The sequence below is a fragment of the Gilliamella sp. W8145 genome (genome assembly GCF_016101145.1).
GTDB classification, from domain to species: Bacteria; Pseudomonadota; Gammaproteobacteria; order Enterobacterales; family Orbaceae; genus Gilliamella; species Gilliamella apis_A.
In genome coordinates, this window is record NZ_JACFRC010000001.1 from 878,026 (window position 1) to 901,279 (window position 23,254).

Annotated in this window: 26 protein-coding genes and 1 tRNA gene; 10 read left to right on the forward strand and 17 right to left on the reverse strand. The window is 34.4% G+C overall.

Annotation, left to right across the window (positions count from 1 at the left end):
- Nucleotides 1–2: 2 nt before the first annotated feature.
- From H3T80_RS03965 to H3T80_RS04010, 10 genes are all read right to left on the reverse strand, one after another.
- Nucleotides 3–179, reverse strand: coding sequence for a hypothetical protein (locus H3T80_RS03965; protein ID WP_198200164.1), 177 nt, complete (start codon nt 177–179; stop codon nt 3–5).
- Between the two features lie 129 nt (nt 180–308).
- On the reverse strand, nt 309–533 hold the full coding sequence (locus H3T80_RS03970; RefSeq protein ID WP_258334365.1) for a phage tail tape measure C-terminal domain-containing protein: 225 nt from the start codon (nt 531–533) through the stop codon (nt 309–311).
- 68 nt (nt 534–601) lie between these two features.
- Complete coding sequence (locus H3T80_RS03975) at nt 602–802, reverse strand: hypothetical protein (protein ID WP_198200166.1); 201 nt, start codon at nt 800–802, stop codon at nt 602–604.
- A gap of 143 nt (nt 803–945) precedes the next feature.
- Entirely contained in the window at nt 946–1,266 is a 321-nt protein-coding gene (locus H3T80_RS03980) for a hypothetical protein (protein WP_198200167.1), read from the reverse strand.
- 550 nt (nt 1,267–1,816) lie between these two features.
- On the reverse strand, nt 1,817–2,182 hold the full coding sequence (locus tag H3T80_RS03985; RefSeq protein ID WP_110447680.1) for a hypothetical protein: 366 nt from the start codon (nt 2,180–2,182) through the stop codon (nt 1,817–1,819).
- Between the two features lie 162 nt (nt 2,183–2,344).
- Nucleotides 2,345–2,617: a hypothetical protein gene (locus tag H3T80_RS03990; protein ID WP_198200168.1), complete on the reverse strand. Its 273-nt coding sequence runs from the start codon at nt 2,615–2,617 to the stop codon at nt 2,345–2,347.
- Nucleotides 2,618–2,947: 330 nt separating this feature from the next.
- Nucleotides 2,948–3,391, reverse strand: a complete 444-nt coding sequence (locus H3T80_RS03995) for a hypothetical protein (protein WP_110447678.1) — start codon at nt 3,389–3,391, stop codon at nt 2,948–2,950.
- A 223-nt stretch (nt 3,392–3,614) separates the two neighbouring features.
- Complete coding sequence (locus tag H3T80_RS04000; RefSeq protein WP_110447677.1) at nt 3,615–3,863, reverse strand: hypothetical protein; 249 nt, start codon at nt 3,861–3,863, stop codon at nt 3,615–3,617.
- Complete coding sequence (locus H3T80_RS04005; RefSeq protein WP_110447676.1) at nt 3,854–4,102, reverse strand: hypothetical protein; 249 nt, start codon at nt 4,100–4,102, stop codon at nt 3,854–3,856. The genes H3T80_RS04000 and H3T80_RS04005 overlap by 10 nt, the downstream gene beginning before the upstream one ends.
- Before the next feature lie 293 nt (nt 4,103–4,395).
- Entirely contained in the window at nt 4,396–4,815 is a 420-nt protein-coding gene (locus H3T80_RS04010; RefSeq protein ID WP_110447675.1) for a hypothetical protein, read from the reverse strand.
- A gap of 207 nt (nt 4,816–5,022) precedes the next feature.
- Between H3T80_RS04010 and H3T80_RS12280 the strand changes: the two genes are divergently transcribed.
- The gene (locus H3T80_RS12280; RefSeq protein WP_198200169.1) at nt 5,023–5,187 is read left to right on the forward strand and encodes a hypothetical protein; all 165 of its coding nucleotides are present in this window, start codon (nt 5,023–5,025) and stop codon (nt 5,185–5,187) included.
- Nucleotides 5,188–5,266: 79 nt separating this feature from the next.
- Here H3T80_RS12280 and H3T80_RS04020 read toward each other — a convergent pair.
- From H3T80_RS04020 to dusA, 3 genes are all read right to left on the reverse strand, one after another.
- Nucleotides 5,267–5,343, reverse strand: a tRNA-Arg gene (locus H3T80_RS04020).
- Between the two features lie 307 nt (nt 5,344–5,650).
- Complete coding sequence (gene rep, locus H3T80_RS04025) at nt 5,651–7,666, reverse strand: DNA helicase Rep (RefSeq protein ID WP_198201135.1); 2,016 nt, start codon at nt 7,664–7,666, stop codon at nt 5,651–5,653.
- Nucleotides 7,667–7,762: 96 nt separating this feature from the next.
- On the reverse strand, nt 7,763–8,689 hold the full coding sequence (gene dusA / locus H3T80_RS04030; RefSeq protein ID WP_198201138.1) for a tRNA dihydrouridine(20/20a) synthase DusA: 927 nt from the start codon (nt 8,687–8,689) through the stop codon (nt 7,763–7,765).
- A gap of 125 nt (nt 8,690–8,814) precedes the next feature.
- Between dusA and H3T80_RS04035 the strand changes: the two genes are divergently transcribed.
- Nucleotides 8,815–9,189, forward strand: a complete 375-nt coding sequence (locus H3T80_RS04035) for a DUF5362 family protein (RefSeq protein ID WP_110447673.1) — start codon at nt 8,815–8,817, stop codon at nt 9,187–9,189.
- A gap of 80 nt (nt 9,190–9,269) precedes the next feature.
- Here the strand turns inward: H3T80_RS04035 and bamE are convergent, their stop codons facing one another.
- The gene (gene bamE, locus H3T80_RS04040) at nt 9,270–9,737 is read right to left on the reverse strand and encodes an outer membrane protein assembly factor BamE (protein ID WP_110447672.1); all 468 of its coding nucleotides are present in this window, start codon (nt 9,735–9,737) and stop codon (nt 9,270–9,272) included.
- A gap of 210 nt (nt 9,738–9,947) precedes the next feature.
- On the opposite strand from bamE, the gene H3T80_RS04045 reads away from it, so the two are divergent.
- Nucleotides 9,948–10,559 carry an FKBP-type peptidyl-prolyl cis-trans isomerase gene (locus H3T80_RS04045; protein ID WP_198200170.1) on the forward strand — a complete coding sequence of 204 codons (612 nt, stop codon included), beginning with the start codon at nt 9,948–9,950 and terminating at the stop codon, nt 10,557–10,559.
- 37 nt (nt 10,560–10,596) lie between these two features.
- On the opposite strand, the gene H3T80_RS04050 is transcribed toward H3T80_RS04045, so the two are convergent.
- Nucleotides 10,597–11,790 carry an MFS transporter gene (locus H3T80_RS04050; RefSeq protein WP_198200175.1) on the reverse strand — a complete coding sequence of 398 codons (1,194 nt, stop codon included), beginning with the start codon at nt 11,788–11,790 and terminating at the stop codon, nt 10,597–10,599.
- A 134-nt stretch (nt 11,791–11,924) separates the two neighbouring features.
- Between H3T80_RS04050 and dapB the strand changes: the two genes are divergently transcribed.
- The 5 genes from dapB to H3T80_RS04075 all read left to right on the forward strand — a co-directional run bounded on the left by dapB (nt 11,925) and on the right by H3T80_RS04075 (nt 19,464).
- Nucleotides 11,925–12,746: a 4-hydroxy-tetrahydrodipicolinate reductase gene (dapB, locus tag H3T80_RS04055; protein ID WP_198200177.1), complete on the forward strand. Its 822-nt coding sequence runs from the start codon at nt 11,925–11,927 to the stop codon at nt 12,744–12,746.
- Between the two features lie 9 nt (nt 12,747–12,755).
- Complete coding sequence (gene tadA / locus H3T80_RS04060; RefSeq protein WP_110447668.1) at nt 12,756–13,226, forward strand: tRNA adenosine(34) deaminase TadA; 471 nt, start codon at nt 12,756–12,758, stop codon at nt 13,224–13,226.
- 160 nt (nt 13,227–13,386) lie between these two features.
- Nucleotides 13,387–13,926 (forward strand): hypoxanthine phosphoribosyltransferase, encoded by a 540-nt coding sequence (hpt, locus tag H3T80_RS04065; RefSeq protein ID WP_110447667.1) that lies wholly within the window; start codon nt 13,387–13,389, stop codon nt 13,924–13,926.
- A 53-nt stretch (nt 13,927–13,979) separates the two neighbouring features.
- Nucleotides 13,980–15,662 (forward strand): autotransporter assembly complex family protein, encoded by a 1,683-nt coding sequence (locus H3T80_RS04070; RefSeq protein ID WP_198201140.1) that lies wholly within the window; start codon nt 13,980–13,982, stop codon nt 15,660–15,662.
- Nucleotide 15,663: 1 nt separating this feature from the next.
- A complete protein-coding gene (locus tag H3T80_RS04075) occupies nt 15,664–19,464 on the forward strand; it encodes a translocation/assembly module TamB domain-containing protein (protein ID WP_198200179.1) in 3,801 nt (1,266 codons plus the stop codon).
- 49 nt (nt 19,465–19,513) lie between these two features.
- Here the strand turns inward: H3T80_RS04075 and mnmD are convergent, their stop codons facing one another.
- A complete protein-coding gene (mnmD, locus tag H3T80_RS04080; RefSeq protein WP_198200181.1) occupies nt 19,514–20,227 on the reverse strand; it encodes a tRNA (5-methylaminomethyl-2-thiouridine)(34)-methyltransferase MnmD in 714 nt (237 codons plus the stop codon).
- Nucleotides 20,228–20,313: 86 nt separating this feature from the next.
- On the opposite strand from mnmD, the gene H3T80_RS04085 reads away from it, so the two are divergent.
- Nucleotides 20,314–21,042, forward strand: a complete 729-nt coding sequence (locus H3T80_RS04085; protein WP_198200183.1) for a 1-acylglycerol-3-phosphate O-acyltransferase — start codon at nt 20,314–20,316, stop codon at nt 21,040–21,042.
- Nucleotides 21,043–21,063: 21 nt separating this feature from the next.
- Entirely contained in the window at nt 21,064–21,840 is a 777-nt protein-coding gene (cmoM, locus tag H3T80_RS04090) for a tRNA uridine 5-oxyacetic acid(34) methyltransferase CmoM (RefSeq protein ID WP_198200185.1), read from the forward strand.
- 50 nt (nt 21,841–21,890) lie between these two features.
- Here cmoM and H3T80_RS04095 read toward each other — a convergent pair whose 3' ends face one another.
- Complete coding sequence (locus H3T80_RS04095) at nt 21,891–23,231, reverse strand: gluconate:H+ symporter (protein ID WP_363317448.1); 1,341 nt, start codon at nt 23,229–23,231, stop codon at nt 21,891–21,893.
- Nucleotides 23,232–23,254: the final 23 nt, after the last annotated feature.

The window sequence follows — 23,254 nt, forward strand, 5'->3', positions numbered from 1 at the left end:
ATTTAATTCCTTGATTGCATCGCTTTGTAAATCGCCCCGTTTTGCGCTAGTGCTTTATCAATGCCTTCTATCATAGCTTGGTTAATGGTTTCCTTATATGCCTTAACTAATCGCTGCTTATCTTGTTCCGACTCTCGTTGTTCATTCGACACTGCAATGACTTTCACATTGGTCCTCATATTAACATTCGTTGAGGAGCTGGAATTTCGAAGATGTGAAAGATTAACATTTCCCTTCACGTACCAACCATTGGCGTAACCATCAATTACTCCACCAGTATAAGCTTGCTGATCCCCTCCTGTGGCGGCTCAAGCCCCTCCCATGCCTATCCACTTCATTGATGTTTGAATAGCCAGTGCAACTAATAATTTATTAATAATTTCAATAATGTTAGTTAAAATGGATTTAGTTAATGATTTAAAATCCATTTTCCCTGTTGTTACTAATTCAGTTAATGAATGACTAATTGAGTTCATAGCATTATTAGCAACATCACGAAAACCTTTAAATACATTTTGCCGTCTTCTGCAAATTCACACATCCCCACGGTCAAACCAGTTAGCCAATCGCTTTGATTTTGGTCTTCCAGTTGCCAACTTTGTTATAGAACCTCTTTTGCATTGTTGTATTCCTCAGTAACCTTACCTATTTCATTCTGGTTATTTGCCCCCTTCAATGCAATATCACGTTGAGAATTTGACTCTGACAATTCATTGTATCGACCTGCGTTTTTAGAAGTCATTCCGAAGGTAGCCTGTTCAGCTAGAGATTTAGCAACCAAGTTAGTAGAGTACCCTTGCATTTTGCGAAGCGCTTTTGTGGCTGTTTCGTATTGTGCAATCTCTTCACTTAAAGCCGCATTTTTCGCTTGTTGAGTTAATAATGCTGCTTTGTGACTAGAATATACTTTTCTTGTGCTGTAAGTTTGCTTTTATCAGTTTTGCTCTAGCACTTCGATTTGTGCTTGTAAGCCAAAGTATTTTTGCTCTCAGATGTGATAGTGTTGACTGTTAACGATTGTTCACGTAATGATTTAAACTGATTCATCAAGCTAATTTCTTGCTGTCTTGATGATTGAAGCATGTCAGTTGTTGATGTCCCTCTTCCGCCTCTATCGCTGTTGTTACGCCTAATTGCTGCTGCGACTGTCTTTCTTTTATCATCTGTTGCATATCCTTCACCGGCCGGTTTAAAGATTTTATTCGGTTCATCTGCAAGCCGATTCATTTCTTTAATTTCAGCTTCTATTTTCTCATCTCTTGTCATTGATATTTGAGAATAATAAAATTTACTCTTTTTCGGGTCGATTGCTTTGTTGAAATTCTGTTCCTACGCTTTGAGTATTTCAACCCTGAAAGCTGCATCCCCAGCTTTTGTTGCTATTTCAACTAATGAATCAATAAATCATTTTAATTTTTCTGAACCGTTGTTTGATGTTGTGTATAACTTGCTTATTTCTTCAATTAAATTGTTAATTTTTTAATAGCTTGCAGTGAATCTGTCTCGACGCATATATCAGCCATTTGTACTAGAATACTTTGAGCTTGTTTTTCAGTTGTACCAAAATATTCAGCATAATTTTCTATTTTTATCTTTATGTCAGCAGTGCTTCCTGCGGTCAGCGCATCTGTTGAATCAAGAAAAGCGTTTAAACTTTTAGTTTATTGATGAAGTCAGTTTTAGCTTTATTTGCTAATGTCTCTGCAAATATTACTTCTTTTTGCTTTACCGCAACATCTGCAAACAATTGATTGTAATTGTTGATATCAAGCATACTAGCTTTATATGAAGCCCTTACCTGCTCAGTGATTTTCTCTTAATCTTTTGATGCAGTGCTAACATTTTTTAATCCGTCAATCTGTTTTCTATAGCTAGCATAAAGTTTGTCACCAGACTCAGCAAGTTGTATTCTCGCCACCACAAGCCTTCGTTCTTGTTCTGTAGCTATTCGTGTCGCTTTTGGGTTTTTAACTGCATTTTGATAAACACGCTCAAATTCACGCAACTCTTCATCAGTTATATTTAATGAGCGTTTTTTTGCTGCTGTTAATTCATCAGTAGCTGATGCTGCTTCTTCTGTTTTTTTACTGAATGCATCTAATTTTCTGCTTGCTTCGTCTACGCTCTGAGTGTTGATTTCAAGCGTAAGAGATTGATTGCTTCTGCCATTTATTTTCTCCAAACATAAAAAAACCGCAATTAGGCGGTCTTATTTATTAAGTTTTTGATTAATTGTTTTTAAATACAATAATGAATTTAATGCAAATTAAATAATTTATCGGATTGTATTTGTGACAACATATTTTCTCCAGATAATAAAATACTCTATAAATGATTAGTCTATTTAGAACGCAGTTCTATAAATACCATATCCACCATTTAAGGAATGAGCAATCCTATATGTTAAAACTTGACTTTTCTCAATATCCCCTTCAACTTCAACCATTCCTCCGCCGCAAATTCCATTTGCCACCATGCTAAAAATTCTTTTCCCTAAGAGCGGATAAATAACAACTTTTTCCGCAGGGTTTAAATCAGCAATTTTAACTCCGTCAACAAAAAGAGAATCAGAGCAAGCGCTACTTACAAATCCTTTATCTCTTTTTATAATAACCATTCCTGAATTTTCTTTTTTTACAAAATATCCTGGTTATATATCCGCTGCTCAGGAACGTTTAATGCCGCATCATTTGACACTGGTGACGATGAGCACCCTATCAATGTAAAACCAATTAACCCCAAAAAAACAATTTTTTTCATACCATTCATCCTAATACATTAAATTATTTTTAGGCAATAGTAAGTTATTTAGGGATTCGGAGCAATAAAAAACCGCCACTAGGCCGGTTTATAATAGTTTTGTATTTTATCTCTGTACCTACAGGGTACATGTTATAAAACCCTCGTTAGAGAGTTTTATTTAGAAATTATATTTTTGAATAAAGAATTAATTCATTCTTTTACAGTGCATTAATGTTTTGTTCTTTTTATTATATTCCGAGTCAGTAAACATCTGTGATGTCTCAGTAGTCATTTTAAACTCATCATCTGATATATATTCGAGTTTGTTATAACCAGTTATTTTTGTGTCATCGAAAGTATTGCTATATTCATCATTTAATTTTTTAAAATCCAGCTTTATTTTTCTATCACTATCGGGCAATTTTACAAATAGAGCATCGTTTTCCTTTATATATACAATTAACGATTTTCCTTGATTAACAGGTGTCGAGTAATCCTGAAATAAACCATTTTTCCATTCAGCTTCTTGTGTGCTAGCTGTGCACTCCCAATCCCCTACAAGCATCTCCTCAGTTACTTTCTTACCACCTTCATCACCACAACCATACAAACCGAAACAAACTAAACCTAACAATGCAATTCTTTTCATACCATCTCCTTTTTTAGGTAATGGTATTTTATTTAAGAATTAGGAGCAATAAAAAACCACCCGTAGGTGGTATGTGTGAATTTAATGTAATTTTAAGGTTTATCAGCAAGTTTAGAAATGAATTGTCCGTGAACTTTTTTTAAGTATTCAGTTGCTGAATCTCTTGTTGCTTTATATTTTAGCTGATCACTAAAAAACGTATATTTAGATCTAGCCTGATTAATTATTTCACCCCACGTATAAATCCAAACGCTATGATTAGGGGGGCAAGTACTAGCCCTCTAGGCCTATTTAACTGATTAACAGCATTTTCTACAGAATCATCTAACTCATTTGATACAGCAATAAATATCCATTTAGTTTTACTTTGATCAAACCGTTCATCTTTCGATATAGCTCCAGCATAGCCCTTTATTTGTCCAAGAACCTCCTGATCTATTTTTTTTGAAGGTCTCTTAAGCTCTACAACCAAATGTTCAAACTCCCCTTCTCTAAGTTGTAGAGATGTAGAAAAAACAAATCAACACGTCCTAATTTCCCGTTCGCTTGAATTACTTTATTTGATAAATCAATATCATCTTTTTTAAGAGACGTAATATGCTTTTCAAGAAGTTCATTTAAAGTATCCTCACTTCCAGCTAGAGCAAAATCTTCTCTAAAAATCCATGATTCTCGCTCCAAAATTTTATGAAGCGGATCTCTTTCCAGCAAAGTTTTTTTGTCTCTTTATCAAAAAGCAACTGTTCAAGCACTTTAATAAAATTTAATCGGTCAGTTATAATTTATGAGGATTTAATTACTGATGATAAAGTTGTTTGCTTTAATAAGTTTGCTAAATCATCCTGCTCTTCTTTTTTTAGCCCCAACACTTCACTTATTATTTTTTGAACTGATTCAGGGTTATTTTCAATCGCTTGTTTTAACAAGGTAAAAGTGAATTGTTTACTTTTTTTATTTGCCTTTCAAATTTATCAAGATGATTTGCAACATTAACAGCCAAGATATCAAAAATTTGCCTCTCTGCATTTTTTAAAACAACACTTGATGTCTTCACGATTATAAGGATAGATACCCTCACTAATCCAATTTTCAATAATTTTAGATTTATTTTTTAAGTCTTGATCAACAAAATGTTTTTTAATTTTATCTTCAATTATCTCTAAAATTTCATTCGAATCTGGATCTAAATCAGTTTCCAACGTTCCTGAACTACATAATTCTTTAAAATAATCTGATGCCGCATAAACCGAAATATTTTTTTGATTTACTCTTAGTTTATTTTTTATCTTTCGCTCACCTAAAACGAATCCATTTTCATCGCAAAGATGGATAATCTCTTCAGATTTGTTTCTCCATTGAACAATAGATATTTTTAAACTAAATTTTTGGCTACCTACACGGCAGTAAACTAGAACCTTATACACAATAAACTTTGTTCAGAAACCACTATTCGGTATATCCCTATGTGTATAGGGAACACTTAATCACCACCAAACCTGCGAAATTTGGTGATGAACTGAACAAGGTTCTCAGTACCGTTGCACGAGGAAAACGGCGAGCCTTTCGGCTCCCTTGTCCAGCCCACCATAGAAAGGATATAGCTAGATTTATGTATAAAAGTACCTGACGGTGTGATATATAAATATAAACTTTCAAAATCTGGTAGCTTATACGGCTTATCTTTTGGTTTTGCGGATTCAATTGCTTTTATTGTTAACATAATTTACGGTATTTTTGTTGCTTGGCTTGAAAAATACCGTGAAAAGATTGGCGTTGTCAATCGTTTTAGGTCGTAATTAATCGTTCTAATCTTGTTGATAATCTTTATTTGATAAGGGTTTAATCGTCTTCAATCGGGCTGAATCGTTGTTGAAATGGCGTCCCCTACAGGATTCGAACCTGTGACCTACGGCTTAGAAGGCCGTTGCTCTATCCAGCTGAGCTAAGGAGACATGGAGTAGCAGAATTGATATAACGCAGAGTATTATATAAAGCTATTTTGATCCGTCAATGCTTTTTAATCGATTATTAGGTTATATAGTCAAAATATCATCAATTTAATGGCATAATCGCTATATTGAAAATTTTTCTAATAAAAAATCGGGTATTTCGCTAAAAATAAATAAAAATTTATTTATTATTAAGCCTAAAAAACCCCTTTCCTCAATTTTTTTATATTATTGATAATTTAGTCAGATTTAATTATAAATCATGATAGCAGTTCGATGGCTGTCTTATCTCAATTGAAATATTAGTCTTTTATTTAGCATTGGCTATTTGTGCTTTTAGCATAGCTAAACGACTTTGCCCTTGTTGCATCTTTTTCTCAGGTGATAATTCATGACGCTGATCTTGCCATGCTAAATCGTCTTGAGGAAGTTCAAGTAAAAAGCGGCTTGGTTCTACATAAACTGTTTCTCCAAATTGTTTTCTCTGTCGACTAAATGAAAAGGTCAATTCCCGTTGTGCTCGAGTGATGCCAACATAAGCAAGCCGTCGTTCTTCTTCAATATTATCTTCATCTATACTGGTTTGATGTGGCAATAATCCTTCTGACATGCCAATTAAGTATACATAAGGAAACTCAAGCCCTTTAGACGCATGTAATGTCATTAATTGTACTTGATCCAGTTCTTCTTCTGTTTCATTACGCTCTAACATATCACGCAAGGTAAATCTAGCTACAGCCTGCTCTAAAGTTAATCCTTCATCGATATCATCACCCTGTAACATATCATTTAACCAGCTCACCAACTGTTCTACATTACGCATGCGCATTTGCCCAGCCGTTGGCGAAGATGAGGTTTCATAGATCCAACTTTCATAATGAATACCATGTAAGAGTTCATGAATGGCAGCCATCGGCTCTATATGTGATTTTTCAATCAAAGAATCAAACCAGTGAATAAAGGTATGCAATGTCTCCATGCGTTTACCTGAAAGTAATTCCGTTAATCCCATATCATGGCTTGCTTGATATAAGCTAACTCCACGATGATTTGCCCACTCCCCTAATTTTTGGATGGTTGCAGGTCCAATTTCACGTTTTGGGGTATTAATAATCCGAATAAATGCATTATCATCGTCAGGATTGGTTAATAATCGAAGATAGGCCATTAAATCTTTGATTTCAATTCGAGCAAAAAAAGATGTACCGCCTGAAATTCGATAAGGAATTCGATATTGCATTAGCATTTTTTCAATTAAACGAGATTGATGGTTACCTCGATACAAAATGGCATATTGACCATATTGGCTATTATTGGCAAATCGATGTCCAATTAAGTCATTAACCACTTTTTCTGCTTCATGTTCTTCATTATCAGCTGATATAACTTTTAGATGTTCTCCATAACCGAGTTCGGAAAATAATTTCTTTTCAAAGATGTGAGGGTTATTTTCAATTAAAATATTGGCAACTTTTAATATTCTTCCTGATGATCGGTAATTTTGTTCTAACTTAATTACTTCTAGTTGAGGAAAGTCCTGCTTGAGTAAAACTAGATTTTTAGGGCGAGCACCACGCCATGAATAAATTGATTGATCATCATCGCCGACAACCGTAAATTTAGCTCGGCTACCTACCAATAATTTAATAAATTCATATTGACTAGTATTGGTATCTTGATACTCATCAATTAATAGATAACGAATACGGTTTTGCCATTTTTCTCTAACTTCTTCATTGGTTTTTAATAGCAATGTCGGTAATAAAATAAGATCGTCAAAATCTAATATGCTACATGCTTTAAGTTGCTTTTCATAAAGTTGATAACAATGAGCAAATAGCTTTTCTTTATTAGTTTGTGCTCTCGCCATTGCAATGGTTGAATCAACAATATCATTCTTCCAATTCGAAATAGTTGAACGTAACTGATTAATAAGATCTTTATCACCATCTAACCATTGCTGGGTAAGCTCTTTGAGCAAAGCGAATTGATCATGATCATCAAATAGTGAAAAATTAGCTTTAATACCAAGATGTTTATATTCTCGACGTACAATATCTAGTCCTAAGGTATGGAAGGTTGAAATTTTTAACCCTCTTGCCTCAGGCTTACTCAACGATTGGGCTATGCGTTCTTTCATTTCCCGAGCCGCTTTATTAGTAAAAGTCACGGCAACAATATGTCGAGGCAAATATTCTTTTACCCGAATTAAATAAGCAATTTTATTAATAATTACTCGAGTTTTACCTGAACCCGCACCAGCTAGTACCAGACAAGGCCCTGAAACATATTCGACAGCTTGTTGTTGACTTGAATTTAAACGCACAGAAGAGAACCCTAAGTAAAATTGTTCGCTAGTATATACTGAACCGTCGAGCATGTGCAATCAAGCATACTTCGAAACATCTCATAACATTTATCGCTATTGAATAAAAGTTAATGCCTGTTCAACAACTTCTATTCCTACCCCTTTTTTATGGGCATTTTCACTCAAATAGCGTCGCCACTGTTTAGCCCCCTTTCTACCATTAAAGATACCTAAGGTATGACGCATAATATGATTGAGCTGAGCGCCTTGAGTTAGCTGCGTTTCAATATAAGGATAAAGTTCTTGTATTGCAGCTATAGGATCAGGAATTGGAGCATCAGAACCAAAGATTTGTTGATCAATTTGCGTCAATAGAATAGGATTTTGATAAGCCTCACGACCAACCATAACACCATCAACAAAAGTTAAATGCTGCTTGATTTCATCAATGGTTTTAATTCCCCCATTTATGGCGATTGTTAGATGAGGATAATCACGTTTCAATTGATATACTCGCTCATAATCAAGAGGTGGCACTTCGCGATTTTCTTTTGGACTAAGTCCGGAAAGCCAAGCTTTACGAGCATGTACAATAAATGTTTCGCTATAAGGCATGACTTTATCAATAAATTCACATAAAAATTCATAACTATCTTGATTATCAATACCAATACGTGTTTTTACCGTAACGGGAATACTAACAGCATTTTGCATGGCATCAATACAATTTGCGACTAAATCAGCTTTCGCCATTAAACAGGCACCAAACATACCATTTTGTACGCGGTCGGAAGGGCATCCGACATTGAGATTGATTTCGTCATATCCTCGTTCTTCGGCTAATTTTGCACATTTAGCCAATGCAATAGGCTCACTTCCACCTAGTTGAAGACTCAAAGGGTGTTCTTGGCTATTGAAAGCTAAATAATCGCCTTTACCAAATAAAATTGCCCCTGTAGTTACCATTTCACTATAAAGTAACGTCTGTTTAGTCAAAATACGATGAAAATAACGACAATGTTTATCCGTCCAATCCAACATGGGAGCTATTGAAAAACGATTTAATATAGATTTTTTTTGCAAATTAGCCTCGACATAAAAAAATAAAATGTTATTCTATCCGGCATTTTTTGATAGTACAACAATATATAATGTAAGGAATAAATATGGATCTTAATCAACCGAAAAGTATTACTATTAATTCAACTGAAATGTTAAAAAAACAGATGAAATTTATAGCAATAATGCAACAAATCTATGGAGTTATAATGATAATTATCGGCGCCTTATCTTGTTTAGGGATAATATCTGCTATCATCGGTATTCCGGTAATTTTAGCTGGTGTAAAACTATTCAAATCAGGCAGCACATTTGGTATGGCTGCAAATTTTGATAACGAACGAAATCTTGTTGAAGCTATTGAAAATTTACATGGCTATTGGAAGTTTACATTAATTGCTTTTATTTGTTCTATTTTATTTTTCATCATTTATATGATTCTTATAGTAGCGCTTATTTCTTCTATTGGTGGTCACTACTAATAGACCGATTTAATCGAATTTGACATTGATTGAACATAGACATAAAAAAACCTCGTTATAATAACGAGGTTTTTTTGATTCTATTCTGATTCCGATTCGAGTTCTGATGAAGTTTCCGATGATTGTTGATTAGTTAGATTATCATTGTCATCTTCAGACTTAATGTCAATAGGATCTGAAATTTCCTGTTTATTCATTTCCTCTAATGACAAAGAACCTTCTAATGTAGAAGTTTTAATATCACTCACTACCCCCATCCCATCAAAATAAACGGCATAAGTGATTTGGCTCACATTACCATGGCGTGGCTGTTGGCGAAAAACATAATACCAAACATTATCCCCAAAAGATGAGGTTAACATTGGCGATCCCATAATAAATACCACCTGCTCTTTGCTTTGGCCTACTTGTAATAATTCTATTGCATCTTTTGTTACATAATTACCTTGATTGATATCAGGTCGATAAACCCAACGATCAACAAGTGAACAACCAGTTAGTAACATACTGGTCACAATAGCAAGCGAAATAGATTTACGAAACGGCATTTAAAATCATCCATTCAAAAATACAATAAAACTTATTATCGCTGATATTTTAACTAAGCGCTAGATAAAATAGTAAATTCTTCTCTAAATTTATATTAGAAAGCATTGTTATATTGATGATAATTAATAGGAGTAGATATTTTTCTTCTTATCTTTAATCGTAATGCTCTATAATAACTAACTTAATATTAACAATATGACAGGTAAAAAATGAAATTAGATACTATTGAGCAAAAAGCAAGTTACGCAATTGGACTACAAATTGGCCAGCAACTGAAAGAGTCGGGCTTAAATAATTTAGAACTTAATGCACTAAAATTAGCTATGGAAGATGTATTAAGTGGTAACCAACCGGCTTTACCTTTACAAGAATTGCATGATGCTCTTCGTCACGTTCATGAACAAGCTTCTAAAGAAAAAGCGAAGCAAGCTGAAAAAATTGCCCAAGCAGGAAAAGACTTTTTAACGGAAAATCTTAAAAAAGACGGCATAAAATCAACTGAATCAGGTTTACAATACGAAATAGTTAAACAAGGCACTGGTGCATATCCGAAAGCAACTGATCGTGTGCAAGTTCATTATACTGGGCAGTTGATTGATGGTACGGTATTTGATAGCTCTGTTGAACGGGGGCAACCAGCTGAATTCCCTGTTAATGGTGTTATTCGTGGTTGGGTCGAAGCGTTACAATTAATGTCTGAAGGATCAAAATGGCGGTTATATATTCCTCAAGAATTAGCTTATGGTTCTCAAGGTGCAGGAGCGTCGATTCCACCATATAGTACTCTAATTTTTGATGTTGAATTGTTAAAGGTTCTTTAATAAATATGGACGCAGATAGCGTCCATTATTGTTATATTTAACTATTACGTATTTTAGGTAAGTAGCAAGTACATAATGCAGCTAACAATAATAAAGCACTAGCTATACCGAAGGCAATAAAGTGGTTATGCCATGTATCATAGGCCCATCCACCTAGCCATGAACCAATCATCGCACCAATTTGGTGACCTAAATAGGTTAAACCTGAAAGCAAACCAACAATTTTTACACCGTAAATATCAGCGGATATGGCACTTGATAAAGATAAAGCGCCAGCCCAAACTAACCCACCTAATAAGGCTATGGTATAAAGTTGCCATTGCGTTGCTGCAATAACTAACGCTATAAATCCTATACCCCGAACAAAATAGATCATAGCTAATACAAATTTTCGTGGCACAATATCTGAAATATAGCCAAGCAGTAATGTGCTAAATATTGCCACCAGACCAATTAAACCTAGTCCAGAAGAACTGGTTATTGAATCAAACCCATGATCCATTAACATAGGAACACCGTGAGTCCCAAGTAAATTCATGCTAAATCCACAAGTAAACAAACCAAAACTAAGTAACCAAAAAGGTCGCGTTTTTAAGACTTGACCTAACGTCATTTCAGGTTTTAAATCATGATTACTTTCAGTTGTTTCAGTATCACTTTTTTTATCTTTCATAATAAAGAGCGCTATCGGTAAAGCTAAAAGCATAAAAAATAGTGAAAATGCTATCAATGTAGTTTGCCATCCATAATGTGGAATAAAATAAGCAAATACAGGTAACATAACGGCAATGCCCGCCATACTACCACTCGATAAAATAAACAAGGCCAATCCGCGATGTTTGCTAAACCAGCGAACAACAATCGGTGTAAAACTTACCGAACCGACAAACGAGGTACCAAAAGATAACGCGATACCAAAGGATAATAAAAAATTCCAATAATCAGTTATATTAGCAGCCCAAACAGATGAAATAATAATTATTATTGAACCTAATAATAATACAAAGCGTGTTCCATATTTGCTAACTAAATAACCGGCTATTGGCATCGCAATTCCTGAAAACAGCATACCAATGGCAATAATACTTGATAAAGTACTACGGCTAAATTGTAGATCATTGGCAATAGGTAAAAAGAATACCCCCATACTCATCCGTAATCCACTTGAAAGTAGAGTTAACAACGCTGCTGCAATAACAATGTTCCACCCAAAATACCATTTACAACACATAACGTATCCTATTTTTATTATAAGAATAATAGGAACAAAGTATAACATTTTGCCTTTTAGCTGGTATATAACTTAATAGTTTTCCGCTATAATATTTGTTTATGTATATAAGGTGATAATGTAAGGAAAGTTATATGTCTACAAGTATGATTCGCATCGCTATTGCTGGCGCCGGAGGTAAGATGGGTCGTCAACTCACTCAAGCCGTATCCCAAATTGAAGGTGTGACTTTAGGTGCTGCTTTTGAAAGAGAAGGATCATCATTAATAGGTAGTGATGCAGGTGAGCTTGCCGGAATTGGATTGTGTGGTGTAAAAGTCACTGATAATCTACTAAAGGCCAAAGATCAGTTTGATGTATTAATTGATTTTACTCGTCCTGAAGGGACTCTAGCACATCTAACTTTTTGCGTCGAACATAAGAAAATGATGATAATCGGCACAACTGGCTTTGATGAAGCAGGTAAACAAGCAATTGCTAATGCCGCACAACAAATTGCAATTGTATTTGCTGCTAACTTCAGCGTTGGTGTTAACTTAGTACTTAAATTACTTGAAAAAGCCACCCAAATTATGGGTGATTATACTGATATCGAAATTATCGAAGCCCATCATCGTCATAAAGTCGATGCCCCATCAGGTACCGCTCTTGCTATGGGCGAAGCTATTGCTGATGCACTTGGTTGTAACTTAAATGAACGTGCAGTTTATTGCCGAGAAGGCCATACCGGAGAAAGACAAAAAGGTGCAATTGGTTTTGCTACTATTCGAGCTGGTGATATTGTAGGTGAACATACTGCTATCTTTGCTGATGTTGGGGAACGAGTTGAAATTAGTCATAAAGCTTCAAGTCGAATGACATTTGCTAATGGAGCAGTACGTGCTGCATTATGGCTTGCTAAGCAGCCGGTTGGACTTTATGATATGCGTGATGTACTTAATCTAAATAATTTATAATATTAAAGCATGACAGATGAAATTTGGATGCGTCATGCATTAGAATTAGCAAAATGCGCTGAATCTATAGGAGAAATTCCGGTCGGCGCAGTAATTGTTGATGAAAACGGACAACTTATTGGTGAAGGATTTAATCAATCAATTATTAAGCATAACCCAACTGCTCATGCAGAAATCATGGCGATTGAACAAGCAGGTCGATTTTTACACAACTACCGTTTAGTCAATACAACATTGTATGTTACTCTTGAACCTTGTATTATGTGTGCAGGTGCTATTATACATAGTCGAATCAAACGTGTAGTGTATGGTGCTAGTGATTATAAAACTGGTGCTGCTGGTTCTTATATCAATATTCTTTCCAGAACGGGCATTAATCATTTTGCCCAAATAACTAGTGGTGTTTTAGCTAGTGAATGTAGCTCAATGTTAAGCAACTTTTTCAAAAAACGTCGTTTAGAAAAAAAACAAAATAAATAATATTGTCATATTACAGTTAACCATTGACTTAATATTAAAAAATGAATTCTATAAATCATTTGTTAATTATTTGATAAAATATTGGCTTAGTTATTCTTTTTACCTGCGAAAATTGCTAAAATCTGTTCTGATTTTTTAAGATATATACTGAGCATTATTAATGAAAAAACATACATTAGAAACCATGATATCTGCTGAAGATATCCAAAAGCGGGTAAATGAAATAGGTCAACAGATAAGTCAAGATTATGCAGGCAGTCAAAATGAGCTTATTTTAGTTGGTTTGTTAAGAGGTTCTTTTATCTTTATGGCAGATCTAAGCCGAGCAATTAGCGTTGGTCACGAAGTCGACTTTATGACGGCCTCAAGTTATGGCAATGCAGTGGTAAGTAATAGAGATGTCAAAATTTTAAAAGATTTAGATGAAGATATTCGTGACAAAGATGTACTGATTGTTGAAGATATTATTGATACTGGCAATACGCTTAGCAAGGTAATGGCTATTTTAAAACTACGTCATCCTCGTAGTATCGAGATTTGTACATTATTAGATAAACCTTCACGCCGTGAAGTTGTAGTACCTGTAAAGTATATCGGTTTTTCAATTCCTGACGAGTTTGTAGTAGGTTATGGTATAGATTATGCGCAGCATTATCGCCATTTACCATATATTGGGCATGTAAAATTACTTGAATCCTAAACTTTATCGAGGTGTATGTGTCACGATTTTCTCGCTCATTATGCGTACTTTTAATGGTAACAGCCACATCAAGTTATGCCGATATGAAGTTATCAATTAAAGGATTGTCGGGAGAACTTGCGGAAAACGTTGATGCACGCATTTCGTTAATCACACCAGATAAAATCAATAATTCGTCTAGTTTTAAGCGATATTTTGAAAGTGAAGCACAAAAAGCCCTCCGAGCATTAGGGTATTATTCCCCTACTTTTAGTTACGACGAAAGTGATCCTAAAATCCTCGTTGTTAAAGTATCACTTGGCGAACCGGTTAGAATTAAACAATTAAATATTAATATTAATGGTGAAGGTAAACAAGATAAAGATTTTCAAGAATTATTAGCTAAACAACTGCCTAAAATCGGTGAAATTTTAAATCATGGCACTTACGAAGCATTCAAAAAAGGCTTAGAAAGCTTATCATTAAAAAAAGGCTATTTTGATGCTGAAATGCCAACCCATCAATTAGCTGTATCTCAATACGATCATCAAGCTTTTTGGAATATCGATTTTAATACCGGTAAACGCTATAAGTTTAGCGAGGTTAAATTTCCAGACGCAAAAATTCGCCAAGATTATCTTGCCAACATCGTACCTTTTAAAGAGGGGGATGAATATTCGGCTGAACAGCTATCATTATTAAACCGACGCCTTAGTTCAACAAACTGGTTTAACTCAGTGGTTGTTACACCGGATTTTCCTAATCTAACAGCAGACAAAGCGTTACCTATTGATGTGGTAACCACGCCACGTAAAAAAAATGCCATGGATCTGGGTTTAGGTTTTTCAACAGATAACGGCGTGCATGGTAAAATTGGTTGGAATAAACCTTGGATCAATAGCCGAGGACATAGTTTTCAAAGTAATTTATCTCTATCATCACCTGAGCAAATTATTACGATGAGTTATAAAATACCTTTGAAAAAATCACCTATTGAACAATACTATACCATTCAAGGTGGTTATAAAAAAATTGATAATAATGATACCTACTCGCGCTCTTATACCTTAGGTGCTCTGCGTAATTGGGATAACTTTGATGGTTGGCAAACAGCTCTAGGTTTTAATATGTTACATGACGACTTTACTCAAGGGGATGCAAGTTTTAAAACCTTTTTATACTATCCATCACTTAGTATTTCGCGTATTCGTAATGACGGTAATTTATTATCTATGTGGGGCGACTCTCAACGTTATTCGGTTGAAGGCGCTGCCGAATCGTTAGGATCTGATATTAATTTAGTCCGTTTTCAAGCCCAACAAACGTGGATTCGTTCAATTAAACAATCACATCGTTTTATAGCTAGAGGTAATTTCGGCATTATTCAAGCAAGTAACTTTGATAGAGTGCCACCTTCTTTTAGATTTTTTGCTGGTGGTGATCGCAGCATTCGTGGATACAGCTATCAATCTATCTCACCTAAAGATAAAAAAGGTAAACTTAAAGGGGCTTCGAAAATGATCACAGGATCAGCGGAATACCAATACAACTTAACCGGTTCTTGGTGGGGTGCTGCTTTTGTTGATACTGGAGAAGCAATAGATAAAGTCGATACAACTAAATTTTATACCGGTACCGGCCTGGGTATTCGCTGGGCTTCACCTGTTGGGCCAATTAAGTTTGATTTAGCAACACCACTAAATAAAAAAGATAAAGGCTCAATACACCTATATATTGGTTTAGGAAGCGAACTATAAAATGGTAAAAAATCCAATAAGAGCGAAAAAGGCTGAAAAAATAAAACGAATACGTAAATGGAAAAAACGTAGCATTGTCGTGCTTTCCATTTTTGTTTTCCTTATCACATTTATAATTTTAATGATTTACACCTCTTTAGGTGTAAAACTAACAACCTATGTTCTTAATAAATTTTTACCTGAATTAAAAATAGCACAAGTTGAAGGTACATTCCATGATTTACATATTGAAGGACTGTCACTTGAACTACCTGGTGTTAATGTACAGGTGAAAGATGCAACATTCAAACTGTCTGGTTTATGTTTAATACAGACTAAAATTTGTGTTAAACAATTTGATGCTGATGGGGTTAATGTTGTAATTAATACTGACGAAATAGAACTTTCACCTGATGAATCAACGTCAGAAAAACGACAAATAATAAAAACACCATTACCTATTGAATTAAAACAAACCCATATTTCAGATGTCATAGTAAAAGTTAACGATATGCAATTTGGTATGTCAGACTTTACAGGCAAAGCTAACTGGGTCAATGAAAAAATCTATGTATATCCAGCTATTGCTATGGATTTACAGGCAATATTTGCAGATTATCCTGCAAAAAAGTCTAATAACCAGATAGATGATAATCTACCGCTTGACCAACAAATTAGACAACTATTTAATCAACCTTTAATAAACTCACTGCCACAAGTTAGTATTCCACTCGATATTAATGTTACAAGTTTAACCGGGAACAATTGGTTATTACACATTTCAGGGCAAGATTATCATTTCAATCAAGTGAATATCAAAACAGAGATGATTAATAATCATATTATGGTTAAACATGTCGACACCAATGCAATAACACCTTATGCGAGTGGTCATGCTTATGTATCAGGTGAAATAACCTTAGGTGATAATTGGCCTATTTTTGCTTATGTTAAGGCCGATACAGAGAAAAATCATCTTAATGGGCAGTTTTCAGGACACTTATTAGGTAAATTATCAACTTATACTCATATTGCTGGGTTAAATCAAATTGCTATTGAAGGGCAGATAAATTTTATTGAAAAATATTTACCATTAATTACAAAACTAGAAGGTAAACATATCCAATGGCCAATTGAGGGAACTCCGCAATATCAGCTTGATAATTTTGCTATAAGCTTAAATGGCAATGCACAAAAATATAATATGCTTGCTAAAGGTTTGATTAAGGGAGATGACTTACCTGATACCTCTATTGATATTATTGGTGATGGTACCAATGAATCTGCCTCTTTTGAGCATGCCAATATTAAGTTTCCACAAGGTGATATTAATCTTACCGGTCAATTAGATTGGCAAAAAGCTCTTAAATGGGATGCTAGTGTTAAACTTAATAATGTTGATATAACTAAAGAGTTACCAACCTTTCCTATTCGCTTAGCCGGTCAACTAAAAACTTCGGGTATGCTCGAAGGTGATTTATGGCAATTAAAGATTCCTGATATACAATTAAAAGGTAACATAAAACAAGCTAATTTTTCAGCTAATGGCGATCTATTTATTGATTCTAATCGTACTTTAGTATCCAAAAATCTAACTATGCTTTGGGGCAAAAACCAATTAAATATTAGTGGTTCTACGGATAAAGGTAATTTAAATAGCCAACTTAATTTAAAGTCTTTGTCATTATTAGCTGATGATCTAAATGGCACCATCATAGGAAATATTAGAATCACAGGTAGTAAAGCCTCACCTGTTATCGAAAACAATATAAATATTAATGATTTAAATTATGAAAATATTTCAATCGCTAAAGCAAATCTATCCGGCAAAATCAAATACAACGATCAACTTAGCGGGCAATTGAAGCTAATTGCTCAAAATATCGATATCGCTAACCAAAATATTAAAAAAGCTAATATTGAACTATCAGGTAATGAAGCTCGCCACGCTTTAAACATAAATTTTGAAGGTAGCCCATTATCGATGGTAACATCATTGAGTGGACAATTAGATAAACAACAGAACAAATGGACCGCAAATATACCGCATAGTTTACTTACATTAACTAATAATAATCGTTGGCAATTAACTAAACCTATCTCTCTATCTTATGATATTACTAACCACGTTCCTACTATAAGTGCGCATTGTTGGCGTAGCAATAATTCTAGTATTTGTTTAGATAAATCTTTGTCAATAACTAACAATAACCAGACAACTATAACACTAAAAGATATTGATCTTGCTAAATTACCTATACCTACTGATGGTGAAACAAAAATTGATGGTTTTATTAATGGCAAAGCAGATATCAAATTCAATGATGCTAGCAAAATTCCAAGTATCAAAGCCAATATAACCAGTAATAGAGTTTATATTAAACAGATGATCAATAATCAAGCTCTGCCAATTCCATTTGATGTGTTTAATATCAATGCAGATTTTAATGAACAACAAGCTAAATTAGATTGGCGTTTTGGTTTAAATAAATTAGGTAAAATAAATGGTGATCTTTCAATAAATGATCCAACTGGGAAGAAAGATTTAAGTGGCCAACTCAATATCGATAATTTAGCCCTAGCAATTATTAATCCTCTATTGAGTAAAGATGAATATGCTAATGGCGCCATCAATGGTATGGTTAAATTTTCTGGTTCTTTAATCGATCCTAGTTTAACCGGTGGTATCAATTTAAAACATAGTGACATAAAATCTAGCCAATTACCAATCGATATCAAATCGGCTATGCTTGATATTAAATTCAATGGTAAAACTTCAACAATGAAAGGAATTTTGGCCACTAAATCAGGTAATATTAATATTAATGGCCAAGCCAGTTGGAATAATTTGGAAAAATGGCAAGCAACCTTAAATGTTAATGGTGCGGCCATGGATGTCACTGTACCACCAATGATTGTCATGTCAGTCATTCCAGATATTAAAATAGAAGCAACACAAGATGAACTGACAATTCTTGGTAAAGTTTCAATTCCTAAAGGTAAAATCACTGTTGATTCGCTTCCACCGTCAAGTATTGATGTGTCACCAGATGAAGTCATGTTGGATCGAAACCACAAACAGATTCAAGCACAAAAATTTGGCATGAAAATTAATAGCCATATTGAAATCAATATCGGTGATAAAGTCACTGTAGATGCTTTTGGTTTGCAAGCCTCATTAAAAGGTAAACTCATTGCAACACAGACAAATAAAGGACTAGACTTACACGGTGAAATATTAATTCCTAACGGTCGATTTCATGCTTATGGTCAAGACTTAATCATTAATAAAGGCATTATCACTTTTTCTGGTCCAACGGACCAAGCTATGTTAGACATAGAAGCCATTCGTAATCCTGAAGCAATGGATAACAGTAATATTACAGCAGGTATCCGAGTTAAGGGATCATCAACAGATCCTAAAATTGAGATTTTCTCCGATCCGGCTATGTCACAACAAGAAGCTCTCTCTTATCTAATTCGAGGTCAAGGTCTTGATAGTTCTGACCAAAGTGATAATGATATGATGACAGCGTTTTTAGTTGGTGTTGGAACCGCCAAAACAGGACAATTTATTGGTGATATAGGTAATGCATTTGGCATTAAGAATCTCTCTTTAGACACTCAAGGGGCAGGAAATAATTCAAAAGTGGTTGTAAGTGGTTATATATTACCTCATCTACAGCTAAAATATGGTGTAGGTATATTTGACTCACTAGCTACATTTACCTTACGTTATCGTTTATTGCCAAATTTATATGTAGAAGCAGCTTCTGGTATTGCGCAAACACTAGATCTTATCTATCAATTCGAGTTTAATTAATATTAATTAATTCGTATTAGTTCGCCAAAAGTTAAATTGGCGAACTAATTTAGATTTTTTGGCCGATTAGCATTTCACGTTTTAGACCAAATCCTTTCCGTTTTTCAACATTAAATCCAGCATTAATTAAATTACGTCGGACAAAACCAGCTGCGGTAAAAGTTGCAAATGTTCCTTTCTCTCTCGTTAATTGATAACAACGTTTAAATAGAGATTCATTCCACATATCAGGATTTTTGGCTGGCGAAAAACCATCAAAAAACCATGCATCAATTAAACTATTTTGTTGAACTAGGAAATCGGCAAAGCAGCTAATATCGTCATAACATATCAATAAATTCGTTTCATCTAAACTGCCAACATCGGATTTTATTAAGAAATCTTGCAATTGCTTAGCTAATGGAGATAGAGAATCTTCACAATTAATAACTTTATCATGAATTTTTGATATTTCACTGGCAGATAAAGGATATTTTTCAACACTAAAGAAATTTAATTTTTTCAGATTACTATTTGGATTTTTCTGTCTAAATTGTTTAAAAGTTTGCCAAGCAACTAAAAAACTTAAACCTGAACCAAAACCGGTTTCACCAATAGTAAAAGTCTCTTGCTGGTGTTGTAAAAATCGCTCATATAAACAATTCCCTTCAATAAAAACATAACGAGTTTCATCTACTGCACCGTCAGTATTAAAATAGACATCATCAAAGTAACGAGAGAGTGGAATTTCATTATCATCCCAAATGATAGTTGATTCGAACATAAACATCCTTTAAAGCGATATTTAACAAACTGTATATTCATATAGATTACGTATATAATACGCTAAGTTAACTTATGAGGTAAATTATGGTTTTTCTTTTTCGCTTAATCAGTGTGTTATTTATTGGTATTATAACTTGTGTGCTAGGCGTTATTTTTTGTTTATTCAATCCTCGTAACCCTAAAAATGTGGCTAGATTTGCCCATCTTTTTAGTTTTTTCTTCAAACCAATTTTAGGTGTAAAGGTTGATACACGTAGACAAGCAAATATTAACAATTTAGGCAGTTGCGTATTTATTGCTAATCACCAAAACAACTATGATATGGTGGTTGCTGCTGACATTGTACAACCCAAAACCGTTACAGTGGGTAAGAAAAGCCTTGCTTTGATTCCCTTTTTTGGACAACTTTATTACTTAACAGGCAATATTTTGATTGACCGTAATAATAAATCAAAAGCTCGAGACACCATTAACTTAGTTGTTAACGAAATAAAAAAACGAGGAATATCAATATGGATGTTCCCCGAAGGTACTCGAAGTCGTGGACGCGGATTATTACCATTTAAAACTGGTGCCTTTAAAGCTGCTATAGCCGCTGGCGTTCCTATTGTGCCAATTTGCGTATCAGATACCAATAATATAAAACTTAACCGTCTTAATAATGGCCATATGATCGTTGAGATGCTTCCGCCAATCGAAACCCAAAATCTACGTAAAGAAGATGCTAGAATATTAATGGAACAGTGCTATCAATTGATGTCAGAAAAAATTGCCCAAATTAATTTAGAAGTGACTAAATTAAATAACAAATAATTGAAATAATAACTCTATACTATGACAAAAATTGATCGTAATTTTGATGACATCAGCCATAAATTTGCCAAAAACATTTATGGCACAAACAAAGGCAAGATTCGAGAAGCTATCGTTTGGCAAGAGCTAGAAAATATATTAGCTAGCTATCCATCGAATAAACCACTAACTATTTTAGATGCAGGCGGTGGACAAGGTCAGATTGCTTGTCGACTAGCAAAATTAGGTCATAACATTACTGTTTGTGATATTTCCGAGCAAATGCTGGAATTAGCAAGAAAGCAAGCCGAACAAGAAAATCTAAGTTTAAATTTTATTCATTGCCCTATTCAAGATCTAAAGCAATTCATTAAAATACAATTTGATATTGTGATTTGTCATGCCGTTTTAGAATGGGTAGCCGATCCAATCCAAATAATACAGTCGCTAAAACAATATCTTAAACAAGATGGTTATTTGTCATTAATGTTCTATAACTATCACGGGCTATTATTTAAAACAGTGACTTTAGGTAATTTTGGATATACTCAAGCCGGTCTTAATAAACGTAAAAAGAAAACCTTATCTCCCGATTATCCTCGAGATCCAAATCAAGTATATCAATGGTTGAACCAACAAAATTTTGAGATCATCAATAAAATAGGTATTCGATTATTTCATGACTATTTAACCAATAAGTCAAAAGCCGAAACACATTTTAAGCAATTATTAGAAATTGAAAAACAGTTTTGCCAAACTGAACCCTATCTCAGTTTGGCAAGGTATATTTTAGTTACCGCAAAAATTAATAACAACTAATTTAGAGAAAAGATTAGGGGAAGCATATTCCTTTACACTCCCCTATTTTCTTAGAAGAAAATGGCATTAACAATTAATAATGTCACTGTTCCTGCAGCCCAAAGTACGGTAGTTGTCATACTCCAAACTTTAATTTGTTCTTTAACTTCAGTAACGCCTAGTGAACGATTCACTACCCAAAAATAAGCATCATTGAAATGAGAAAACATAAATGAACCAATAGAGCAGCCTAATCCAGCCATAATCGGATTTACCCCCAATGTTCCAATCATTGGTGCAGTAATACTTGCTGCGGTAATCATGGCAACTACACCAGAACCTTGAATTAAGCGAATCAAAGTTGAAATTGTCAATGGTAACAAAATACCAGGCACACCAATTTTAACAATATATTCAGCAATAATTTGACCTGTTCCTGAGTCACGTAACACCATTCCTAATGCGCCACCACCGCCAATAACAAGCAATATAATACCAGCAGAACGAATTGAATTTTCCATTTGATGCACAACATCTTTTCGAGGAAATGAGTTAGTTAATGCCATGATAGCAATTAATAAACCAATGCCCACAGCTACAATTGGGTGTCCAATTGTTTTTAACATAATGGCAATAGAATTATCCCATTTCATTTCATTTACTAAAGTAGCGGTTAATATCAAAATAATCGGAGTGACAATTGGTGCAAACGATGCTAATGCACTTGGTAATTGTTGATCATCTTCTAAATTTTGCGAAGTAACTGTTAGACGTTCACGGGTAAAATTCTCACCATCCTCCGTAGGAATTTGATAAATACTACGACCAACATGGCGAGTATAAATAAATCCAGCAATAGTAATAGGTATAGCAACAACCATTGCCCATAGCATATATTCACCAAGGCCAATACCAAATTGTGAAACTACACCAAATGGTCCTACCGCTGGTGGAATCATACTGTGGCTTATAACAAGTCCCATAGCCAATGTTGAACCAAGTCCGACTACAGATTTACCTGTACTACGCGAAATAGCTTTCACTAACGGTAATAAAACAATAAATGCTGAATCACAAAATACAGCCAAACTCACTAATAAACCGATAATGACTAATGCTAACTCTTCTCTGCCTTTTCCTAAAAGGTTAATAAAAACTTGAGCCATTTTTTGCGCTGCACCACTCATCTGCAAAACTGACCCCATCATAACGCCAAAGCCAATAACGATCCCTATGTTACCGAGCGTATTACCAAAGCCTTTACTAATCGTTGCGATCATAAATTCACCAGGCATACCACCCAATGAGCCAGTAATTAAAGCGGATATAATCAATGCAGGAAATGCCTGAATTCTTGTTTTCAAAATCATAAATAGTAACAAAGTAATTGCAACAAGTAGACCGGCAACCATTCGCCAGCTGCTCTTCTCAATAC